The organism is Methylophilus sp., assembly GCF_008015755.1.
In the GTDB taxonomy this organism is placed as follows: domain Bacteria; phylum Pseudomonadota; class Gammaproteobacteria; order Burkholderiales; family Methylophilaceae; genus Methylophilus.
On sequence record NZ_SSGF01000017.1, the window covers coordinates 1 to 22,593 of the forward strand.

A 22,593-nucleotide genomic window follows, 5' to 3' on the forward strand; every position below is an offset into this window, starting at 1 on the left:
AGGGCGAGTTTCGTGACCGCTTATTTTGTTGAGCAACGCAAGGGAGCCGAAGGCCGTGATGGCTGGGTGCCCTCTTTTTGGTTACTTTTTTGGGGCAAGCAAAAAAAGTAACTCGCCAACAAGGCGAAAAGGAATGCAGCAATGAAGAAAGACCTTTTGTTCTAATCACGCTTCTTTTAGATTCGGCCGATACAGTGGCCTAATAATCTTGTGCATGATTTATCCCGTGCCGAAGAACGCTGCATTTATGACCAAATATTTCACGGTATGACTAATCCTGCTAATTTCCCCAACATCCCGCAAGTCTTTTGCAGTGTCTGCTAGAATACAGCCATGGATATTTATTTGATGCTGAAGGCCGTGATCATGGGCCTGGTCGAAGGCGCGACCGAGTTTATTCCTGTCAGTAGTACTGGACATCTGATCATCACCGGGGAGTGGCTGGATTTTCTCTCTAAAGATAAACGCGATGTGTTTGAAATCATCATCCAGCTGGGCGCGATTCTGGCCGTGTGTGTGGAATACCGCCAGCGCCTGTGGAATACCGTGCAACGTATTCAAACCGACACTAATGCGCAGCATTTTGTGCGTAACCTGATCATCGCTTTTTTACCTGCGGCGTTAATCGGCCTGGCATTTCATCATCAAATTAAAGAGCATTTGTTTTCCTCTTTCACCGTTGGCATTGCGCTGGTGGTGGGTGGGGTGCTGATTTTGCTGATTGAAAAATTTGCACCTCCTGGCCAAACACGTGAGGTGGACCAGATTTCTGCCAAGCAGGCGTTGCAGATTGGGTTTGCGCAAGCGCTGGCATTGGTTCCTGGCATGTCACGTTCAGGGGCTACCATTCTAGGCGGCATGTGCTTTGGCTTGAGCCGTCAAACAGCGACCGAGTTTTCGTTCTTTTTGGCGCTGCCGATTATGTTTGCGGCGACCGGGCTGGATCTGTTCCAGGCGCGTGATTTGCTGTCTGCCGATGATGCGTTGATCTTTTTGATTGGCTTTGTGGTGTCATTTTTGTCTGCGCTGGTGGTGATTCGTGCCTTGATTCGCTTTGTGGCACAGCATTCGTTTGCGGTGTTTGCTTGGTACCGCATCGTATTTGGTATTCTGATATTGGCCTTTTTTGCACATTAATCTGTTTAAGGTTTGAGTCATGAATCGTGCACTGTTTAAAAAAATTGCGTTGGGTATTGCCGCTGTTCTGGCCGTGTTGCTATTGCTGGTGGTTTACCTGGCGGTGACCTTTAATCCTAATGATTACAAGTCAACCGTCATCCAGTTAGTCAAAGATAAAAAACAGCGCACGCTGGATATCAAGGGCGATATCAAGCTCAGTTTCTGGCCAAAAATCGGTGCCGACTTAGGCGAGCTCACTTTGTCTGAGCATCAATCTGACAAACAGTTTGCTGCGATTAAAAGTGCGAAAGTGGCGCTGGCGGTGTTGCCACTGCTCAAAAAGCAAATCGTCGTCGATACGGTTTACCTCGATGGCGCGCAGGTCAATGTGGTTCAGCATGCCGATGGCAGCTTTAACTTTGATGATTTGCTGAGTAAAGATGAATCAGAATCTGAGCAGATTAATTTTGATGTGCAAGGCGTCAAAGTCACCAACACGCAAGCCAGTTTTAGCAATGAAGGCACCGGGGCTCAATACAGCGTAGACCAGTTAAACCTGACCACTGGCCAAGTGGCGTTGAAAAAACCGTTTGATGTGGCGACAGATTTTCACCTGCTGGCCAATCAGCCAGCGGTGGATGCCAAAGCGGCGATTAAAGCCAATATCATGGCTGACCCTGAAGGCAAACATTTTGTGGTGAAAGGCCTGGATGCGCAATTAAAAGGCGCTCTGCTCGATGGCAAGGATGTGACCGTGACTGCGCAAGGTTCGGTAGATGTGGATGCGGCGAAAACAGCCTTGGATGTGTCTGGCCTTAAGTTGGCCATGCAAGGTGATTTTAAAGGCGTGCAGCGCGATGTCAGCGTGCAGGCACCGGCCTTGAAGGTGAACCCTAGCTTGATTAGCAGCGATAAAGTGCTGCTGTCGCTCAAGCAAAAAGATACCAATGGTGATGTAGACCTGGCAGTTGTATTGGCTGAGTTAAAAGGCAACCAGCAAGCGGTAGAAAGCAAAGGCATTACGGCCGATGTGAAGGTGAATGCTGGTGCGCGCAAGGTAGAAGGCCATTTTGCCTCGCCAGTGAAGGCTAACCTGGCTGACCTGATTTTTGAAGTGCCTGCGCTGGCTGGCAAATTTGATATTAAAGACCCTGCTCTGCCGAATGGCGCCATGCAGGGCCAGTTCAAACTGGCCGCCAATACCAACGTGAAGCAAGAGCAGGTGAAAACCAGCTTTGACTTGAGCCTGGCAGAGACCAAACTGAATGGCGATGTGAGTGTGGCCGGTTTCAGCACACCACATATCGGTTTTAAACTTCACGCCGATACCTTGAACTTAAATGCGCTGTTGGGTAATACGGGTGCTAAAAAACAAGCTGCGGCTAGCAGCACTAAAGCCAGTAGCAAGGCCGATAAGCCTGCGGATTTGAGCGCGTTAAAAACCTTGTTTTTGGATGGCAGTATCAATATTGGCAAGATTCTCTATAGTCCTTATACCTTGAGCGGCCTCAATGTCGGTATCAAAGCCGATGGCCAGAAACTTGCCTTGCAAGGGCTGGATGTCAAACTCGACGACAGCCACATTCAAGGCAATGTCGGCGTGAGCCAGTTCAGCAAGCCGCTGTACACGTTTGATCTCAATATCGACAAGCTGGATTTGAACCGTTACTTGTCTGCCGCAGAGGCCAAGGCTGGGGATAGCCAACCTGCCGAAAAAACCGCTGATAAGGCTGAGCAACCGATTGATCTCTCTGCGTTAAAAGCGCTCAATGCGCAGGGCAATATCCGCGTCGGCTGGTTGAAATATGGCAAAACAGAAGCCAAAAACCTCAATATTGGTTTAAAAGCGCAAGATGGCCTGGCCAGTCTGGATCCACTCAATGTGGATGTCTACCAAGGCACAGTGCGTGGCGCTGTCAAACTGGATGCACGTGCCACGCCTGCGGTGGCGATTCAGCAAAATCTGCAAAACATCGCGGTGGGGCCATTGTTGGTCGATACCATTAATAACGACATGCTTTCAGGCAGCGGTAACTTGAATGTCAACGTCACTGCGCAAGGTAATACGGTGACGGCGCTAAAAAAGTCACTCGGCGGCTCGGTTGATTTGCGCATGGCCGAAGGCGCCGTTAAGGGCTTTGACCTCGCTGGCGCGATTCGCGATGCCAAAGGCAAGCTCAACGTGCTTAAAGGTCAATCCAGTGCCGACGTTGATAAAAGCAAAAAAACAGACTTTAGTGAGCTGACAGCAACGTTTAATATCAAGAACGGCATTGCACATAATGACGACCTCGCCATGAAAGCACCGGTGTTTCGCCTGACCAAAGGCGAAAGCAAAGGCGATATTGATATTGGCAAAGAGCAGATTAACTATGTCGCCAAGCCCACCCTGGTGAATTCACTCAAAGGCCAGGGCGGTAAAGATGCCGAGCAACTTGGTAGTATTGGTGTGCCAGTTAAAATCACCGGCACATTTGCGGCACCTAAATTTGGCATCGATATGGCCGCGCTCGGGCAAGCACTGGCGAAATCTGTGGCACTCGATGCACTGACTGAGAAGCTTGGTGGTAGTAATGCCGATGCATTAAAAGGGTTGCTCAATGGTAAATCATCGGGCGAAAGCTCTGGCGGTGATGCTGCAAAATCCGAGAGCGGGACGACAACAGAGCCAGCAAAACCTGCTGATCAGCTCAAACAAAAGGCGCTCAAAAAGCTGCTGAATTTTTAGCTGTGAGTGTATTTGCCGACAAACTCATCGCCTGGCAGCAGGTGCATGGCCGTCACGATTTGCCGTGGCAACAAACGCGCGACCCTTATGCGGTGTGGGTGTCTGAAATCATGTTGCAGCAAACCCAGGTTTCAGCCGTCATTGGTTACTATGATCGCTTTATGCAACGGTTTCCCACCATTGCCAGCCTGGCCGAGGCCGATCAAGACGAGGTGATGCGACACTGGAGCGGGTTGGGCTATTACTCCCGCGCGCGCAATCTGCATCACGCCGCGCAGACCATCATGCGTGAGCATGGCGGTGTTTTTCCAACAGATTTCGACACTATCCAAACCCTCAAAGGCATCGGTCGCTCAACGGCGGCTGCGATCAGTGTGTTTGCTTTTAATCAACGGCAGACTATCCTCGATGGCAACGTTAAACGTGTGCTGGCCAGGCTGTATGCGGTTGACGGCTGGCCAGGCTTGCCTGAGGTAGAAAAAAAGCTTTGGCACATTGCCGAAGCGTTGTTGCCCGATGACGGCTTGCCTGCTTATGTGCAAGGCTTGATGGATTTTGGCGCCACTTTATGTACGCGTAGCAAGCCGCGCTGTGATGGTTGTCCTATGCAGGATCAGTGTCAGGCATATCAACAACAGCGTGTGGCCCAACTGCCCGCCTCTAAGCCGCGCAAAGCATTGCCTGAAAAGCAGGTCACCATGCTGATGATTGTGGATGCGGGTGAGATTTTGCTGGAAAGGCGACCCAATAAGGGCATCTGGGGTGGTTTGTGGAGCCTGCCTGAGATCTCTGCAACACAAATTGCCGTGCCACATGCGCAGGAGAAACTAGGCCTGGAAACAGAAGCGCTAGAAGTGTTGCCTGTGCTATGGCATAGCTTTACGCACTTTAAACTTGAAATTACGCCGCAACCATTGCAACTGACAGGGCGGCGGCCTGCTCTGCCCCCCAATATGCAGTGGCTGTCATTGTCTGATGCAATTGGAGCCGCGCTACCAACCCCGGTGCGTACTTTAATTAAAGCGTTTAAACAGCTTGGTGGTTAACGCTTAGATATTTGCGAGCCTAAACACATGGCTGGCCAGTTCGGCTTGGTTGCTTTTGAGATGCTTTAACAAAGATGATGCGCTATCAGGCTTAACCAGCGCTTTGGTGTAGATCACCGGCAATTCAAAAATGGCGATTTCCCGCTCAACAATGTTCAGGTTGGTGTGTGCCGACCCTTGAATCACATCCATGAGTTTGTCATATACATTGTCAGTGACGCGGGTATAAGGAAACAGAATCCAAAAGTCTGTGCCTTCCCTGCCTACCAAATCAGAGCGTCTGAAGGAGTTCTGCAGATCGTGCGTCAACGAAGATAGTTGACGCAATGCCTCTGGCGCACCGTAAGCCTCACCCAAGCTATTGTCATCGCCATACGCAATTCTCACCAAGGCGATATTAAAGTCATCAGAGTGTCTGATCAGCACTTGGCAAATCCAGTCTAATGTATCAATAAAACGACTACATAACTGAATGTCAGAAATCATGAGAAGCCCCGGGTAAAGTCATATATAAAGATGCAGATAGCCGTAAACACGCTGTAAACCATTACCATGCTAGCAGAAACTTTTAGATAAATTGAGTTTGAACAACCCGATAAAACCATTCCTTTTCATAATCTTGCAATTGGCCGAACTAGTCAGACTGTTGCAATTCTGCAACAAATCAAACTTGCGCTAAGCAATTTGACGTATTCACTTGCGCCAAAAGCCCTGGATTTGCAAGAATTGCTCTGACCTTGTTGGAAATGCTTTTAGTGATTCCGCAGGAGTTCTCGAGTATGTGCGTTTTTGCGCGCATCTTAAAAAGCAATATCCTTACACAAGTTGTGAAAACAACATTTTTGGAGATTCGTATGAATACAAAATTGAACGTTGCAGTTGCAGCAGCCCTGTTCGCTGCCGCTACTGGCGCACAAGCTGGCATCACTATCCCAGCTGGTGACTGGACTCTGGACATCGGTGGCGTTGTTAACGCTTACTACACTCAAACTAGCTTCAGCGGCGACACTGGCGCAGGTACTTCAGCCCTAGGTTTAGGTAATGGTAATGCTGATAATAGTGCAAACATCACTACAGGTCTTCTGCCAAACTACCTGAGCGTTTCTGGTAAAACACGTCAGAACGATTTGGATGTTGGTTTCACAATCAGCATTAACCCAGGTGCATCTACTACTGGTGCTGGTGTACAAGGCTCACAACAAGAAAACCGTCAGGCATTCTTGACATTCGGTGATGCTTCTTGGGGCTCTATCAAGCTGGGTAAAGATCTGGGTATCTTCGCTTCAGACGCTATCTTGAACGACATGACATTGTTGGGCGTTGGTGGTGGTGCAGGTTCATTGGCTGGCAACACTACAACATTGGGCCGCATTGGTTCAGGTTTTATGTATGCTGACTGGAAATCTCAAATTGCTTACTCCTCACCAAACTGGAATGGCTTCCAGTTTACAGCTGGTTTGACTCAAGCATGGGATGCACAAAGCAGTGGTATCGGTTCATCTGTAAGCGGTAGCAACGGTACAAACAACCCTAACGCATTCAGCGGTCGTCGTGGCGGCGGTCAAACTGCATATGAAGGTAAAGCTTCTTATGAGTGGACTGGTGATGTTGCAGGTAAAGTTTGGGTTTCTGCAATCCACCAAAAAGTCGAAGACATTACTTCACTGTCTGCAACTTCTGGTTTTACGAATGATCGTGCATATGCATGGGATATCGGTACAACTATCAAAGTTGCTGATTTTGGTTTGACAGGTTACTACTACGATGGTAAAGGTATTGGCCAAACATTCCAATTACGTGATGGTTTTGACCTGAATGGTAACCGCCGTGACTCTAAAGGTGGTTATGTACAAGGTACATACACTGTACCAGGCGTAGCAACTAAGCTGGGCGTTAGCTGGGGTCAGTCAAAATTGGACGGCAACAGTGTTGATGCCTTCCGTGATGTAACTGACTCTATGTGGACAGTTGGTGCTTACCATCCTCTGACCAAGCACTTGAACTTGGTTGCTGAGTACTCACAAACTAAACGTGAGTTGGATAACAAAGGTGCAGCAGATTTGGATGCTAAAGCAAAAACCATCTCTCTGGGTGCGATCCTGTTCTTCTAGTTTAATGGCAGTTTAACTGCTTAAATTAAAAGTTAGAAAAAACGGCAACTTCGGTTGCCGTTTTTTTATCTATATAAAAGCTTATCTGCTGATAATGGTTAATCAATTATGAATTTGTATCCTGTTACGATCGTTGAAAATTTTTATGAAGACCCGGATGCCGTACGTACTTTTGCGCTGAATCAAAAATATCAATATCGTCATCAGTTGAAAGATGTACCTTATGTTTTTCCTGGGGCGCGCACAAAAGATCTTTCGGTGATTAATAAGCCCTTATTTGAGAATGTGAGTACCAAAATTGTCTCACTGTTTCATAACTCTGAGTTTGAGCGTATGCGTTGGGCCATCTCTACAAACTTCCAGAGTGTGAGTGAGGATTACGGTAGAGGTGTGATTCATACCGATGGCAATGCAGTGTTTGCCGCTGTATTGTATCTGAGCCCGGATGCTCCATTGGATTCTGGTACGTCACTATTCAGGTCAAATAAGAGTTTTGATCAAGACGCCTATGAGAAAGCATTAAAGCAAAACGATAAGCGTTTTGCGGATGGCACTGTCAAGATGGATACTTCTTATCACAGCATGTTTGATGAAATCGTACGTATTAATAACGTCTACAACACATTAATTTTGTATGAAGGCCGACATTTTCATGCGGCAAACAATTTTTTTGGGAAAACGCTGAAAGACTCACGTTTAGCGCAAGTCTTTTTTGTCAGTAGTATCGATGCGCAAAAACATAGCTCATTTCCGCTATGGCGCAGTCAACAAGTTCATATATAACTTAGTCGTCTATCCCCAGCTCTTGAATCTTACGCGTCAGCGTATTGCGACCCATGCCTAACTGATTGGCTGCCTCGATGCGGCGGCCATCTGTATGGGCCAATGCGCGCGTGATCAGGATGCGTTCGAACTCTTTGGTTTTGGCATCGAGAATATTGGTTTCACCGCGATTAAGCGCATCGGTCACTTCTTGAGCCAGAGCCTCTTGCCAAGAGCCACCGGTGTTATGTTTGCCGGTATCTTCTTTCAGTTCTGGTGGTAGGTCGTTCACATCGACGTTCTGGCCTGGTGCCATCACGGTCAACCAATGACAGACGTTCTCCAGTTGGCGGACGTTGCCGCTCCAATTGACTGACATCAGGTACTTGATCGCTGCTGCCGAGAGTTGTTTGGGCTCTACACCGAGCTGCTGTGCGCTGTGGGCGAGAAAATGTTTGGTCAGCAAGGGGATGTCTTCCCTGCGCTCGCGCAAAGGCGGCAAACGCAGGCGGATGACGTTTAAGCGGTGAAACAGGTCTTCACGGAAAAGGCCTTGTTTGACGCGTTCCTCCAGGTCCTGGTGGGTCGCCGCAATCACGCGCACATTGACTTTAATCGGTTGATGACCACCGACGCGGTAAAATTGGCCATCAGATAACACGCGCAATAAGCGTGTTTGCAAGTCAGCAGGCATATCGCCGATTTCGTCTAAAAATAAGGTGCCATTGTCTGCCTGCTCAAAGCGCCCTCTTCTTGCCGCTGCTGCGCCGGTAAATGCGCCGCGTTCGTGGCCAAACAGTTCGGATTCGAGTAAGTCTTTAGGGATCGCTGCGGTGTTGATTGCAATAAATGGTTTATCCGCACGCGGGCTATGCCTGTGCAGCGCGCTGGCAACCAGCTCTTTACCACTGCCTGACTCACCGTTGATGAGCACTGTGGAGTGCGAGCGACTCAAGCGGCCGATGGCGCGGAACACCTCTTGCATGGCTGGTGCCTGGCCGATAATTTCTGGCGAAGGACCGGTATCTTCAACCGCTTCTACCGATTGGCGCATGCTTTCTTCAACGGCGCGTTTGATAATTTCAATCGCTTGGTCAACATCAAAAGGTTTGGCCAAGTACTCAAAAGCACCGCCCTGAAATGCGGCGACTGCGCTTTCGAGGTCAGAGTAGGCCGTCATGATAATGACCGGGATATCCGGAAAGCGTTGTTTGACTTCTGACAGAAAGTCTAACCCGGAGCCGTTAGGCATGCGAATATCGCTAACGATGACTTGCGGTTGCTCGCGGTTGAGGGCGTTTAGTGCTTCGGCAGGAGACGAGAAGGTTTTAAAGTCAAAGTCAGTGCGTGCCAGTGCCTTTTCAAACACCCAGCGGATGGATTTGTCGTCGTCTAAGATCCAGATTGGCTTCATAGCTATTTCTCGTCAATTATTATGCTGATGATTTTAATTGCGTGCTCTCGATGGGCAGCAATATATGGAAGATGGTTTTACCCGGCTGTGAGTCGCAATCTATCATGCCATGGTGCTGGGTAATAAATGTCTGCGCCAGCGCCAGCCCTAAGCCCGTGCCGCCTTCGCGGCCAGAAACCAGCGGGTAAAAAATACGTTCTTTGATGCCTGCTGGGATGCCGGGGCCATTATCAATAATTTCTAGATGGATCCCCACACGATAACGCTTTCTGGCCAGTGTAATCTGGCGTTCGGCGCGCGTGCGAAAGGTAATGCTGGCATGTTCAGTCTGGCTTTGTTGCATGGCTTGCGCGGCGTTACGGGCAATATTGAGCACCGCCTGAATCAGTTTTTCGCGGTCACCAATCAGCTCGGGTAGGCTGGTATCGTAGTCGCGGATGACGCGAATATGATTGGGCGACTCTGCCAGCAGCAGGCTGCGTACACGTTCCAGTACCTCATGGATGTTGGTCGGTTCGTATTTAGGCACGCGGTGCGGCGCCAGCAATCTATCCATCAAGCTGTGCAAACGGTCCGCTTCTTTAATGATGACCTGTGTGTATTCTTTCAGGCTGGCTTGCGGCAACTCGAACTCTAGCAATTGGGCGGCACCGCGTAAACCGCCTAGCGGATTGCGGATTTCATGCGCCAGGTTACGCAACAGCTCGGAGTTGGCTTGTTGCTGAATCAGCATGCGTTCTTCGCGCGCAATACGTAATTGCTGGTCCATTTGTACAAACTCCATGATCAGCATGTCTTCTGGCGTTTGATTGAAGGTGGCTGAAATCGGTGTCACGGTACAGGTTACCGCGGTGGTGTGCCCGCGTTGTGTGGTTAGCGTGAACTCGTGTTCTCTAAAAGGGCCTTGTGTTTGTATGGCATTAGTCACCGCCATTTGGAGAATTTCGCAATTCACGAATACATCGTGAATGTGCAGGCCATGGATTTGGTTAGCACTAAACGCGAACAAAATCTCTGCACTGGAGTTGGCATAAGTGACTTCCAGCTGATTATTGAGCAGAATCACTGCTGTCGCAATGTGCTCTAAACCGCTAAATCCGTTGGGAGATTTTTGAACCATATCCTAAATTTGTTAAAAAGAGTGAATCACGCCCTGTTTTAAAGCAAAAGCCAAGCCAATTCTAACTTAGTTATCAAAAATGGATTAAAGAATTCCCAAAATGGTGCATTTAGAGGTTGAGTTCTTTGTTGAGTAGCTCAATATTGCGCTCGTGCGCCTGAATTTCAGCTTCGATCAGATGTAGTTTTTCTTCGTATTTGGCGACGTTTCTAAACGTTTTTCCGTTGGCACCTCTATACACTTCTGGCGTATTTTGCGCTTCTTCATAGAGTTGTTTGGCGTTCTCAAGTGCTTGTTTTTCTTGTGCTAATTCATTCATCAGCAGTTCGCGGCGTTTTTGGTCGCGTTGATTTTGTGTCTGATTGTCGACCTTGGGGAAATTGGCCGGAGAGGGTGTTTTGGCACTAGACTTTTTTTCGCGGACGGCGGGAGGTGGTTCTGCGGTTTTCGGCCCGCTGATGACCAATTCAGCTTTACTGTGGCCCTCTGGCTTGATGTTGGTGTATGTTGTCACGCCATTGCTGTCGGTATATTTGTATATATCGGCCAGGCTGTTGTTGCATACCAGAGCAAACGCAAAAATGTAAAAAAGTCTTTTCATGGCAATAGTTTAGAGTAGATTGTTGAGGTTATCAACGTGTGTTTGCGGCAAAAGGTTGACCATGTCAAACGCCCATAAAAAAACAGGGCAGCCTAAGCCGCCCTGTTTTAGTGCATCCTCTTGCGATTAGCAGGAGTAGTACAAACCAAACTCAACTGGGTGTGGTGTTTGACGCAATTTGGTGACTTCTTCCATTTTCAATGCAATGTAAGCATCAATCCAGTCGTCAGTGAATACACCACCGCGTGTCAGGAACTCACGGTCTTTGTCCAGATACTCAAGCGCTTGCTCCAGTGAAGAACACACAGTTGGGATCAATGCATCTTCTTCTGGTGGCAGATGGTACAAGTCTTTAGTCGCTGGTTCACCTGGGTGAATCTTGTTCTGAACGCCGTCCAGGCCAGCCATCAGCAAAGCTGAGAAAGCCAGGTAAGGGTTGGCAATCGGATCTGGGAAACGCGCTTCAACACGGCGTGCTTTGTCTGAATGCACGAATGGAATACGGATCGCAGCAGAACGGTTTTTAGCTGAGTAAGCCAGTTTTACTGGTGCTTCGTAATGTGGCACCAGGCGTTTGTATGAGTTAGTGCCTGGGTTGGTGATCGCGTTCAATGCGCGAGCATGCTTGATGATACCGCCGATGTAATACAGGGCGAAATCGCTCAAACCAGCGTAGCCGTTACCTGCAAACAGGTTTTTGCCATCTTTCCATACGGATTGGTGTACGTGCATACCAGAACCGTTATCGCCAAACATTGGTTTAGGCATAAAGGTTGCAGTTTTGCCGTAAGCATGCGCAGTGTTAGTGACCACGTATTTCAGGATTTGTGTCCAGTCAGCACGTTGTACCAAGGTGGCAAATTTAGTGCCGATTTCACATTGACCAGCAGTCGCCACTTCGTGGTGGTGCACTTCAACAGGCACGCCCAGCTCTTCCAGTGTCATCACCATGGCAGAGCGGATGTCGTGCAATGAGTCGACTGGTGGCACTGGGAAGTAGCCGCCTTTTACGCCTGGTCGGTGGCCTGTGTTGCCGCCTTCGAATTTTTCACCTGATGACCAGGCTGCTTCTTCGGAATTGATTTTAACGAAGCTACCACCCATGGTGGCATCCCACTGTACGCTGTCAAAAATGAAGAACTCTGGCTCAGGGCCAAAGTAGGCAGTGTCGCCCAGGCCGCTGGATTTTAGGTAGGCTTCTGCGCGTTTTGCCAGTGAGCGTGGGTCACGGTCATAGCCTTTACCATCTGTAGGATCAACCACATCACAGGTCAATACTAATGTTGGCTCGTCAAAAAACGGGTCAATGTATGCGGTGCTTGCATCAGGCATCAGTTGCATGTCAGACGCTTGAATGCCTTTCCATCCTGCGATAGATGAGCCGTCAAACGCATGGCCTTCAGTAAATTTATCTTCGTCGAAGTGAGACACTGGCACAGTCACGTGCTGCTCTTTACCTCTGGTGTCGGTAAAACGGAAATCAACAAATTTGATGTCGTTTTCCGCAACCAATTTCATTACATTAGCAACAGACATTACATTCTCCTCAATGATCAAGCTCAAACAGTGATTCAAGTTACGCACGTCAAAAAGGGACATGTTGCGGATGTCCCAGAACGTACGCAAGGTAAAAAAACAATAGGTTGTTTGAATTCAGCGCAATGACTGAATCCATTAAAACTCAATGTGTAATATTAGCAGGAAGCATGCCACCCCAAAATAACCATTTTGCATCCTTTTGGCGTATCTAGCATAAAATCATCATATCCACATGCACCTTTAATGTGCGATGCAACAAATTAAGCACCAATATGGTGCATAGTGATTTTGCATGGCTTTCGCAGGTATACTCGCCGTTTTAGAAGTGTTGATTAAGAATGAAGGTGTGATTTGGAAAGCGTAGAGAATATCTTAACCCAGGCACGGGCTCGCGCCTCACAAACCGGCTTGTCATATGCAGGTGCCGTGACGCCACAAGAGGCTTATGCGGTGATTAGCCAGGATAGCAGCGCGGTGTTGGTCGATGTGCGTTCGCGCGCCGAGCTGGAGCTGGTCGGCCGCGTGCCAGTCGCGACACATGTGGAATGGGCATTTTATCCAGGCATGGTGGCAAACGCCGATTTTGCGGCGCAATTGCAGGCGCAAGTGGACAAATCCCGCACGGTGATTTTTATGTGCCGCACTGGCGGGCGTAGCCATAATGCAGCCTTGCTGGCGCAGCAATTAGGCTACAGCCATGCTTATAACATGGTGGAAGGGTTTGAAGGCGAGGCCAATGCGCTTAAGCAACGAACCCTGATGAATGGCTGGAAACATGCCGGATTGCCCTGGACTAACTAAGTATTGAAATGAGTGGAAGCACCGCCGCGTATGACCGTTGAAAAGTATGCCGTGATTGGTCATCCAATCGAACACAGTAAATCGCCACTCATCCATCAGGCCTTTGCACAGCAATTCAATCAATCCATCGTTTACGACAAAGTGCTGGCACCGCTGGATGGCTTTGCTGCAACGCTTACACGTTTGCGCGCCGAGGGGTATGTGGGTGCGAATGTGACGGTGCCATTCAAGTTTGAGGCATTTGATGCTTGCCACGAGTTGTCTGCGCGCGCGCAAGCCGCAGGCGCGGTGAATACCCTTAGCTTCAAAGCGGCACAGTTGCTTGGTGACAATACCGACGGCTGTGGCCTGGTCAATGATATTCTCAAGCATCAACAGACCTCGTTGGCAGGCAAAAAAATCCTGTTGCTCGGTGCGGGCGGTGCGGCACAAGGGGTGATGTTGCCCTTGCTTGAGCAGCAACCTTTACAACTGACCGTCGCCAATCGTAGCCTCGATAAAGCGCAGGTCATGGCAGGCAGATTTGCCGCACAGGCGGCAAGTAAACAGGTTGTCTTGCAGGTGCAGACGTTTGCGGATTTAGCGCAGGGCTATGACGTGGTGATTAATGCCACTTCGGCCGGGTTGACTGAGAGTGCCTTGCAAATGCCAGCGCTGGTCTTCCAGCAAAACACGTTGGCCTATGACATGATGTATGGCCGCGACACGCCATTTATGCAGCAGGCGCGTGCTGCGGGTGCGCGCGTGGCAGATGGCCTGGGCATGCTGGTAGAGCAAGCCGCTGAGGCATTTTATCTGTGGCATGGTGTGCGCCCCGACACCGCGCCTGTCATCCAGTCTTTCCGCCAGCCCTAGTTTTTTTGCCATGAAACAAGCCATTAAACTGTTTTTTGGCCTCTTGCTACTGTGGGTGTGCCTGTATCAGGTGTGGGTGCTAATACACATTTTATGGTGGGTTGAGCATAACCCTGATTCAACCGCCTTTATGGCGGCGCGCCTCGAGATCATGCAGGAGAGTCACCCTGATGCAAAGTTGCAGCAGCAGTGGGTGCCATATGCCAAGATCAGCAGCCACTTAAAGCATGCCGTGATTGCGGCCGAAGACAGCAAGTTTGTCGATCACGAAGGGTTTGACTGGGTGGGCATAGAAACCGCATTCGAGAAGAATCTGAAAAAAGGCAAAATTGTGGCAGGTGGCTCGACCATTAGCCAGCAATTAGCCAAGAATCTTTTTTTATCCGGGCATCGAACACCGTGGCGCAAAGCGCAAGAGGCAGTCATCACCTTTATGCTGGAAAAACTACTCAGCAAGCGTCGTATTCTGGAGATTTACCTGAATGTGATTGAGTGGGGCGATGGCGTATTTGGTGCCGAAGCCGCGGCTCGCCACTATTTTCATGGCAGTGCCAAGTCACTCGGCCCGGCGCAGGCTGCCAGGCTAGCGGCCATGATCCCTAATCCGCGCTTTTATGATGTGCATCGCAGTACGCGCTATCTGAGTCGCCATGCGGGCACCATACAGGCGCGCATGCGATTGGTGAAAATACCCTGATTTTAACGGTTTGTTTCAGCGATCAAACCCTCACGCCGCCACATACAATGTTTTATATAAATATATGTATGTGGCTTTACCACATCCGTATGCGATGCAGCCACATTAAAAATCACTGATTAGCAATGAGGGCGCATCTTGGGGACAGGTTGCATGTTGACCTTAGCCCTTGACAGCGAGATGTTCTAATAAGGGTGTGAGGTAACGGCCAGTATAACTGGCCGTATTTTTTGCCAGTTCCTCAGGCGCACCTACGCCGACCACCAAACCACCGCCATCACCACCCTCGGGGCCCATGTCGATCAGCCAGTCTGCGGTTTTAATTACATCTAGATTGTGTTCGATAATCACCACCGTATTACCTGAGTCACGGAGTCTGTGAATCACATCCAGCAATAATTGAATATCGGCAAAGTGCAAGCCGGTAGTCGGTTCGTCCAGAATATACAGTGTGCGGCCGGTATCACGTTTGCTGAGTTCGAGTGACAGCTTGACGCGTTGCGCCTCACCACCAGACAGTGTGGTGGCGGATTGCCCCAAGGTAATGTAGCCTAGGCCCACATCGAGCAAGGTTTTCAGTTTGCGCTCGATGACGGGTTGCGCACTAAAAAACTGATGTGCTTGCTCTACGGTCATGGCCAGCACCTGGTGAATATTTTTGCCTTTAAACTGGATCTCTAATGTTTCGCGGTTATAACGCTGGCCTTTGCACACATCACAAGGCACATACACGTCAGGCAAAAAGTGCATTTCAACGCGTAGCACGCCGTCACCCTGGCAAGCCTCGCAACGGCCACCCTTAACGTTAAATGAGTAGCGGCCAGGGCCGTAACCACGGGCGCGGCTTTCGGGCACGCTGGCGAATAAATCGCGAATAGGGGTGAACAAGCCAGTATACGTCGCCGGGTTAGAGCGCGGGGTGCGGCCAATCGGGCTTTGGTCGACGTCGACCACCTTATCAAAAAACTCCAGGCCATCAATGCTGCCATGCGGCGCCGCTTCAGTGCTGCTGCCATACAAATGGGTGGCAACCACGCGGTAAAGCGTATCGTTAATCAGCGTCGATTTGCCGCTACCAGAGACGCCGGTGACGCAGGTGAGCAGGCCGACCGGGATTTCGATGCTGACATTTTTCAGGTTATTGCCGGTGGCATTGTTGAGTTTGATCCAACGCGCTGGATCAGGCCGCGTACGCGGCAATTTAAAGGTGATCTGTTTTTTACCACTGATATATTGCCCGGTCAGTGAGTTAGGGTCGGCTTCGATTTCTGCAGGCGTGCCAAAAGAAACAATATTGCCGCCATGCTCGCCAGCCCCTGGGCCAATGTCGACCACAAAATCAGCCAGTTGAATTGCATCCTGGTCATGCTCGACCACAATGACGCTATTGCCAATATCGCGCAGACGTTTCAGGGTCTCCAGCAAACGGTCGTTATCGCGTTGGTGCAAACCAATTGAAGGCTCATCCAGCACGTACATCACGCCCGTCAGGCCGCTACCGATTTGTGACGCCAGGCGGATACGCTGCGCTTCACCGCCAGACAGGGTTTCGGCTGAGCGTGATAATGACAAGTAATCCAGCCCCACATTGGTCAAAAACTTGAGGCGGTTTTCAATCTCTTTGACGATTTTGTCAGCAATGGCCAGCTTTTGGCCGCTGAGTTGCAGCGTTTCAAAAAAGTGCAGCGCCTGTTTTAGTGGTACTTCACAAATCTGGTGGATATTACGATCGCCCACTTTGACGTGGCGCGCTTCTTTACGCAAACGTGTGCCCGCGCAATCGGGGCAACTGGTCGCATTGATATATTTGGCCAACTCGTCGCGCACCGCCGTCGAGTCACTCTCGCGGTAACGACGCTGCAGATTGTTGATAATGCCTTCAAACGTATGTGACTTGCTGAAAAACGTGCCACGCTCATTGAGGTATTTAAACGTGATTTGTTCGCGGCCAGAGCCAAACAGCAAAATTTGCTGGGTTTCTTCTGGCAGGCTTTCAAAAGGTGCTTCGAGGTCAAAACTATAATGCTGGCTCAGGCTGGCCAGCATCTGAAAATAAAACTGGTTGCGTTTGTCCCAGCCTTTAATGGCGCCGCTCGCCAGTGACAAATGCGGAAAAGCCACCACGCGTTTTGGGTCAAAAAACGTGACCTGGCCCAGGCCATCACATTTAGGGCAGGCGCCCATCGGGTTGTTAAAACTGAATAAGCGCGGCTCGAGCTCCACCAGTGAGTAATCACACACCGGGCAAGAAAACTTAGCCGAAAAGAGATGCTCTTTGTCAGTGTCCATTTCGAGGGCAATCGCCTTGCCATCGGCTAGGCGCAGTGCCGTTTCAAAGGACTCAGCAATACGCTGCTTCATGTCTTCGCGCACTTTGAGGCGGTCTACCACCACATCCACGCTGTGCTTGGTGGTTTTGGCGAGTTGCGGCAGGCTGTCCATTTCGTAGATCTTGCCGTCAATGCGCAAACGCACAAAGCCTTGGGCTTTCAGCGTATCAAATAAATCTAGCTGTTCGCCTTTGCGGTTAGAGACCACCGGCGCCAGAATCATCAGCTTGGTGTCTTCTGGCAATTTGAGAATGCTGTCTACCATCTGGCTGACGGTTTGCGCTTCAAGCTTGATGCCATGATCCGGGCACTCCGGGTCACCGGCGCGCGCGTACAGCAAACGCAAATAGTCGTGAATTTCAGTCACGGTGCCCACGGTTGAGCGAGGGTTGTGCGAGGTAGATTTTTGTTCGATGGAAATCGCTGGCGACAAGCCTTCGATCAGGTCGACATCCGGTTTGTCCATACGCGCCAAAAACTGGCGGGCATAGGCCGATAAACTTTCGACATAGCGGCGCTGTCCTTCTGCATAGAGCGTATCAAAGGCCAGTGAAGATTTTCCAGAGCCGGAGAGGCCAGTCACCACAACCAGTTGGTTGCGTGGAATATCCAGATTGATGTTCTTCAGATTATGGGTGCGCGCCCCGCGAATTTTGATAAATTCCATGATACTTTCACGAACAGACAGCCAACCTGATAATATACGCAATTATTCAAAATTAAGCCAAGATTTCTTACAGATTCATGCAGTTCTCCGAAAAAATGACCCAAATAGAAACACGTGCCACGGCGGCGCTGGCGTCTATCTATGGGCTGCGTATGCTGGGCATGTTTTTAATCCTGCCTATTTTTGCGATTTATGCTGAAACCCTGCAGGGCGGTGACAACCACGCCTTGATTGGTCTGGCACTGGGTGCCTACGGTTTTATGCAGGTGATTTTCCAGCTGCCGTTTGGCATGGCCTCAGACCGGTTTGGCCGCAAAAAACTGATTTACCTTGGCTTGATCATGTTTGCCGTGGGCAGTGTGTTTGCCGCCACCGCGCAGGATATCTATATGGTAATTGTCGGCCGTGCGATTCAGGGTGCCGGTGCGATTTCTGCCGTGGTCACCGCACTGGTGGCTGATTCTACGCGTGAAGAGCACCGCACGCAGGCGATGGCCATGATAGGCGCCACCATCGGCGTGACATTCGCCGTGTCGTTGGTGGCAGGGCCGATTTTAAACCAGTGGATAGGCGTCTCGGGCATTTTCTGGCTGACGGCGGTGTTATCAATTGTGGCGATTGCGGTGGTGAAATTTGCCGTGCCCGAGCCATTGCATGCGCACTTTCACTCCGACGCGCAGGCGGCGCCGGCCAAAATACGTGAAGTGTTGCGCGACACCCAGTTATTGCGCCTGAACTTTGGTACGTTTTGCCTGCATGGCGCGCAAATGGCCATGTTTATGGTGGTGCCGTTTGCCATTAAACACAGCACCGGCATGAATGAAAACGCACACTGGAAGATTTACCTGCCAGTGCTGGTATTGTCGTTTATTCTCATGGTGCCTGCCATTATTTACGCCGAGAAAAAGGCTAAATTAAAACCCGTCTTTATCAGTGCTGTCGGCTTGATGCTGTTGACGCAAATTGCTTTCATGTTCAGCCTGAACAGCCTGTGGGGCATTGTCGCCACTTTGTTTTCTTACTTTGTCGCATTTAATGTGCTTGAAGCCTCTTTACCGTCACTGATCTCAAAAATGGCGCCTGCCGCCGCCAAAGGCACGGCCATGGGTATCCACAATACCGCGCAATCATTTGGCATGTTTTTAGGCGCCGCGCTCGGTGGCTGGTTATCGCACAGCTATGGTAGTGCGACGGTATTTGTGTTCTGCGCTACCTTGATGGTGATCTGGTTTGGCCTGGCCATGGGCATGCAAGCACCGCCCAGTGTCAAAACCAAAATGTTCCATATACAAGGGTATAATGACGAGCAGGCCGCTCAGCTGGTGCAAGATATTCGCGCCATGGAAGGTGTGTATGAAGTGGTCGCCATTCCTTCCGAAACCATGCTCATGGTAAAGTTGGAAAATCAGCGCAGCAAAGCATTTCAGGCGGCATTGTCGCAAGCAATTATGAATCGAATAGGGGAGTAGTGACACCATGGCATCAGTCAATAAAGTGATTTTGATGGGCAATCTGGGACGTGACCCGGAAGTGCGCTATATGCCAAACGGTGAGGCAGTCGCAAACTTCAGTATTGCCACCACCGAAAACTGGAAAGACAAATCCGGCGCACGCCAGGAAAAAACCGAATGGCACAACATTGTCATGTATCGTCGCTTGGCCGAAATCGCTGGCGAATACCTGAAAAAAGGTCGCCCGGTATACATTGAAGGTCGTTTGCAAACCCGCAAATGGGAAAAAGACGGCGTGACCCGTTATAGCACCGAGATCGTGGCGGACCAGATGCAAATGCTCGGCACCGGCCGTGAAGGTGGTAGTGCCCCTTATGAAGGCGGCGAGATGGACCAAGGCGGTGGCATGGACGATTACAACCAGGCGCCACCACGCCAGCAACCTGCTGCCATGGGCGGCGGTAACAATGCCGGTGGTGGCAACCGCAACGCCTTCCAGCCCGCGCCAGCGAGCAAGCCCGCAGGCAACTTTGATGATTTTGATGACGATATTCCATTTTAGCCCTTATAAAGATGATTCTGTAAAGAATAAGATTATTAAATGAAGTAACAGTCTTCACTAATCAGATAGTTACAATAAATCAGGCCCTCTTCTTTCTGTTAAGAAATTAGAGGGCTTTTTTCATTCTAAAAAAATGTGAAGTTATAAGTCCTGACAAAGGAAATCTGTAAAGATAGTAATTTCAAAATAGATTTTGTAAAACAAGTACAAAAATAGAAGAAATAGAAATATTGAATGATATTGACTGATGAAATTGCGAGAATTGATAAAACCACAATTGAAATATGGCATCTTTGATGAAAACAGAAATATTGCCCTTGTTCTTTGGATTTAAAGTTTGCGCACAATTTTATTGGTTATTAATATATTGAAAAAATGTGAAAAATTATAAATAAAACAATGCGGGCAGCGATGTTGAAGATCTTCCGCATTTGGTTATGCCAAGAGTTCATACATGCATGATTCTACTTATTTCAAGAAGTATGGGTACAACGCATAACGTACTCTCTTAGTTTTTAACTGGCATTGAATGGGTAGCACTCCTGCTTACCATTATTTAATGGACTACACATGATCTGCAGTGCGGAAGAAACTGGGCATTTAGTGTGTGCGTTAAAATGGTAACTAAATACAATCTTGCAGCTTTTCCAGAGCAGCAGGAACGCGATTTGGTTGGCTTTATAGAAGGGTCAACACACTCTACTAAATTCCAGTCACCTAATTCGATGAAGCGGCTTTCTACCAGATGAAGCCGTATACATATTATGCTTCTGCGCTGTTGGCTCGACTCGTCTGGCTTGCAGTGTTATTGGCGATAGGCGGCTGTGCCACAGACGCCACTGTTCAGCCAGATGGAACGCTTGTTCGACATTATATAGGCTATGTCCGAGTGGCCGTGCCTCAAGCCGAGGCTAAACAACCAGTTTACGTTTCTGATGTTTCTACCATCGGAATCCGCGTGGGCGATGGCATGGGTATAGGTTACTCACGCGATAAGAGCCTTGTAATTCCTTTGGACTGCAGGCTTGTCGTACTTGTGGCAACCCAAGAGCAGCTTGATGACGCGGTTAGGAAGTTGTCTTTTTTCAAAGGAATGCCAGGATTTTGTGCTGCAGTAAGTCCAACCCTTCAGTCTGGAGATGCTAAATGAAAAGTTTGCTGAATTCTTTTAGTTTTACTAAACATACGATTCCCATAGTCTTATTGCCTGTGTTATTTGGTTGTACTGCAACTCCCAAACACACAAATGTTTTGATATTCGGTACAAATACTAAAGTGGCTCTTGATGTATCTCAAGATGCAACAGCAAGTGTTGGCGTCACGCTAGGCTATAAGCGACAGGAAGCTGTATGGATGCCACTTCTGCCAAATCAAGCTACCACTACAGAGGATGGTTTGAAACCTTCTACTTGTACAACCGCAGATTGCCCAAAGTTTGAAGGAGTTGATGGGGTGCAGAGGGATACCTACTCTGTACTAGCTAGTTTTGGCTCCAAGCTAGGTGGCGGCATTGATTCAGAAGGTAAGAAAGCACAAGTTACTGGGGAAATTGCTCAGTATTTTGCCACCGGCTTAGCAGCAAGAATGCTCGCACAAAATGGCGGAGCAGGACTCGTTAATACAAATGGTAACGGTGCGTTGACCGCTGCTCAACAAGCAGAAATAGCAGACAAGGTGAAAGTGATGGATAACGAGTTCAATGAATTGTTGATAGAGCTGATGGACTCGAAAGATCCAAACAAAGTCAATACAGCTCGTCGAGATCAGGCACTTGCGAAGCCGCCTGGAATCAATATTGCAGAGAGTCGGCGAAAACGAATAGTGGCCGCAAACTCAATGGATGAGCTCAAAAAGGTTATTACAGCCTACCCCCATGAAAGCATTGCTAAGCCCATGCTAGATACATTAAACGCTAAATAAAGGAGCTAAGTATGTCTGCACAAGAAGTTTCAATCGCTGTGTTCTCTACAATTGTTGATGCAAATGCTCATATCAAATCCAAAGAAGGTCAAGGTTTTGTGTTGGAAAAAAATATCGAAACATTTGAAAATGTTTCCTACGACAATCTGACTAGGCGCAATCAGGTAAGTGATGATGCAAGTGGGCATACTTGGGCTGTAATAATGCGTAGATAGCCGTATCGACATTGCAATCAAAGCAAAAACAGCATGTTATTTTGCTATGCCCTCAGGCGATCTTTGGAAGCTATCCGTGCCTGGTTCTCCACTATATGTAATCGAACACTTCAACGATGGATTAATTACGTTTCCAGGTTGACTTCCAATAGTCGATAAGGACGGTATGCTTATTGGTGCAATTGGTGTGAGCGGAGACGCAGTGGAGAATGATCATCTGGTTGCTCAAGCTGGAGTGAATGTAGCTGGTGTTTGCGACGTTCCTAAACACCCATGGCGTACATAAGCTTCCTACAGACTAATATAAGAAAAAATTAAGATTTAATGGACACGATTGTGACTATCACCATTCTAGCCCATGTGAAGATGATTAAATAAAGTAGTAATCTTTAAGTTAGTTGCAATAAATCAGGCCCTCTCCATTCTGTTAAGAAATTAAAAGGCTTTTTTCATTCTACAAAATGTGAAGCTGTAAGTTTCCCTAAAGTAAGCCTTCGGTTTCTTCAAAACTCATTCGGTTGTTTCATTCACAAAAGTTATGAGTTCAAAGTGATTTCTATTTCATACATTTATAGAGGAGTGTTCTACCAAAGATTTTTTAATATTTACGTTTGTCATGAGTGTCATTTTGAAAGACATTTTGTACTTTAAAAAA

Annotated in this window: 19 protein-coding genes; 13 read left to right on the top strand and 6 right to left on the bottom strand. The window is 48.8% G+C overall.

Annotation, left to right across the window (positions count from 1 at the left end; all coding sequences use genetic code 11):
* Positions 1-333: 333 nt before the first annotated feature.
* From E6Q52_RS07050 to mutY, 3 genes are read left to right on the top strand one after another with little or no spacing between them, the layout of a single operon-like run.
* Complete coding sequence (locus E6Q52_RS07050) at positions 334-1,137, top strand: undecaprenyl-diphosphate phosphatase (protein WP_292820366.1); 804 nt, start codon at positions 334-336, stop codon at positions 1,135-1,137.
* A 19-nt stretch (positions 1,138-1,156) separates the two neighbouring features.
* Positions 1,157-3,847: an AsmA family protein gene (locus E6Q52_RS07055; protein WP_292820369.1), complete on the top strand. Its 2,691-nt coding sequence runs from the start codon at positions 1,157-1,159 to the stop codon at positions 3,845-3,847.
* 2 nt (positions 3,848-3,849) lie between these two features.
* Positions 3,850-4,893 carry an A/G-specific adenine glycosylase gene (gene mutY, locus E6Q52_RS07060; RefSeq protein WP_292820372.1) on the top strand — a complete coding sequence of 348 codons (1,044 nt, stop codon included), beginning with the start codon at positions 3,850-3,852 and terminating at the stop codon, positions 4,891-4,893.
* Positions 4,894-4,896: 3 nt separating this feature from the next.
* Here mutY and E6Q52_RS07065 read toward each other — a convergent pair whose 3' ends face one another.
* Entirely contained in the window at positions 4,897-5,379 is a 483-nt protein-coding gene (locus E6Q52_RS07065) for a hypothetical protein (protein ID WP_292820374.1), read from the bottom strand.
* Between the two features lie 368 nt (positions 5,380-5,747).
* Between E6Q52_RS07065 and E6Q52_RS07070 the strand changes: the two genes are divergently transcribed.
* Together E6Q52_RS07070 and E6Q52_RS07075 are read left to right on the top strand one after the other, a co-directional pair.
* Positions 5,748-7,004 carry a porin gene (locus E6Q52_RS07070; protein WP_292820559.1) on the top strand — a complete coding sequence of 419 codons (1,257 nt, stop codon included), beginning with the start codon at positions 5,748-5,750 and terminating at the stop codon, positions 7,002-7,004.
* A gap of 108 nt (positions 7,005-7,112) precedes the next feature.
* Entirely contained in the window at positions 7,113-7,787 is a 675-nt protein-coding gene (locus E6Q52_RS07075) for a DUF6445 family protein (RefSeq protein ID WP_292820377.1), read from the top strand.
* 1 nt (position 7,788) lies between these two features.
* On the opposite strand, the gene ntrC is transcribed toward E6Q52_RS07075, so the two are convergent.
* The 4 genes from ntrC to glnA all read right to left on the bottom strand — a co-directional run bounded on the left by ntrC (position 7,789) and on the right by glnA (position 12,437).
* Positions 7,789-9,180, bottom strand: coding sequence for a nitrogen regulation protein NR(I) (ntrC, locus tag E6Q52_RS07080; protein WP_292820380.1), 1,392 nt, complete (start codon positions 9,178-9,180; stop codon positions 7,789-7,791).
* Between the two features lie 19 nt (positions 9,181-9,199).
* A complete protein-coding gene (glnL, locus tag E6Q52_RS07085) occupies positions 9,200-10,300 on the bottom strand; it encodes a nitrogen regulation protein NR(II) (protein ID WP_292820383.1) in 1,101 nt (366 codons plus the stop codon).
* Positions 10,301-10,409: 109 nt separating this feature from the next.
* On the bottom strand, positions 10,410-10,901 hold the full coding sequence (locus E6Q52_RS07090) for a DUF4124 domain-containing protein (protein ID WP_292820386.1): 492 nt from the start codon (positions 10,899-10,901) through the stop codon (positions 10,410-10,412).
* Between the two features lie 126 nt (positions 10,902-11,027).
* Positions 11,028-12,437: a type I glutamate--ammonia ligase gene (gene glnA, locus E6Q52_RS07095; RefSeq protein WP_292820389.1), complete on the bottom strand. Its 1,410-nt coding sequence runs from the start codon at positions 12,435-12,437 to the stop codon at positions 11,028-11,030.
* A gap of 354 nt (positions 12,438-12,791) precedes the next feature.
* Between glnA and E6Q52_RS07100 the strand changes: the two genes are divergently transcribed.
* From E6Q52_RS07100 to mtgA, 3 genes are read left to right on the top strand one after another with little or no spacing between them, the layout of a single operon-like run.
* On the top strand, positions 12,792-13,241 hold the full coding sequence (locus E6Q52_RS07100; RefSeq protein ID WP_292820392.1) for a rhodanese-like domain-containing protein: 450 nt from the start codon (positions 12,792-12,794) through the stop codon (positions 13,239-13,241).
* Positions 13,242-13,271: 30 nt separating this feature from the next.
* The gene (gene aroE, locus E6Q52_RS07105; RefSeq protein ID WP_292820395.1) at positions 13,272-14,096 is read left to right on the top strand and encodes a shikimate dehydrogenase; all 825 of its coding nucleotides are present in this window, start codon (positions 13,272-13,274) and stop codon (positions 14,094-14,096) included.
* 10 nt (positions 14,097-14,106) lie between these two features.
* Positions 14,107-14,793, top strand: a complete 687-nt coding sequence (gene mtgA / locus E6Q52_RS07110) for a monofunctional biosynthetic peptidoglycan transglycosylase (protein WP_292820398.1) — start codon at positions 14,107-14,109, stop codon at positions 14,791-14,793.
* A 162-nt stretch (positions 14,794-14,955) separates the two neighbouring features.
* On the opposite strand, the gene uvrA is transcribed toward mtgA, so the two are convergent.
* On the bottom strand, positions 14,956-17,790 hold the full coding sequence (gene uvrA, locus E6Q52_RS07115) for an excinuclease ABC subunit UvrA (protein WP_292820401.1): 2,835 nt from the start codon (positions 17,788-17,790) through the stop codon (positions 14,956-14,958).
* A 77-nt stretch (positions 17,791-17,867) separates the two neighbouring features.
* Between uvrA and E6Q52_RS07120 the strand changes: the two genes are divergently transcribed.
* From E6Q52_RS07120 to E6Q52_RS07140, 5 genes are all read left to right on the top strand, one after another.
* Positions 17,868-19,259 carry an MFS transporter gene (locus E6Q52_RS07120; RefSeq protein ID WP_292820404.1) on the top strand — a complete coding sequence of 464 codons (1,392 nt, stop codon included), beginning with the start codon at positions 17,868-17,870 and terminating at the stop codon, positions 19,257-19,259.
* A 7-nt stretch (positions 19,260-19,266) separates the two neighbouring features.
* Positions 19,267-19,803, top strand: coding sequence for a single-stranded DNA-binding protein (gene ssb / locus E6Q52_RS07125; protein ID WP_292820407.1), 537 nt, complete (start codon positions 19,267-19,269; stop codon positions 19,801-19,803).
* A 1,146-nt stretch (positions 19,804-20,949) separates the two neighbouring features.
* On the top strand, positions 20,950-21,723 hold the full coding sequence (locus tag E6Q52_RS07130) for a hypothetical protein (RefSeq protein ID WP_292820410.1): 774 nt from the start codon (positions 20,950-20,952) through the stop codon (positions 21,721-21,723).
* 11 nt (positions 21,724-21,734) lie between these two features.
* The gene (locus E6Q52_RS07135; RefSeq protein WP_292820413.1) at positions 21,735-21,938 is read left to right on the top strand and encodes a hypothetical protein; all 204 of its coding nucleotides are present in this window, start codon (positions 21,735-21,737) and stop codon (positions 21,936-21,938) included.
* Positions 21,939-22,086: 148 nt separating this feature from the next.
* The gene (locus tag E6Q52_RS07140; protein ID WP_292820562.1) at positions 22,087-22,224 is read left to right on the top strand and encodes a heme-binding protein; all 138 of its coding nucleotides are present in this window, start codon (positions 22,087-22,089) and stop codon (positions 22,222-22,224) included.
* The last annotated feature ends 369 nt before the right edge of the window (positions 22,225-22,593 follow it).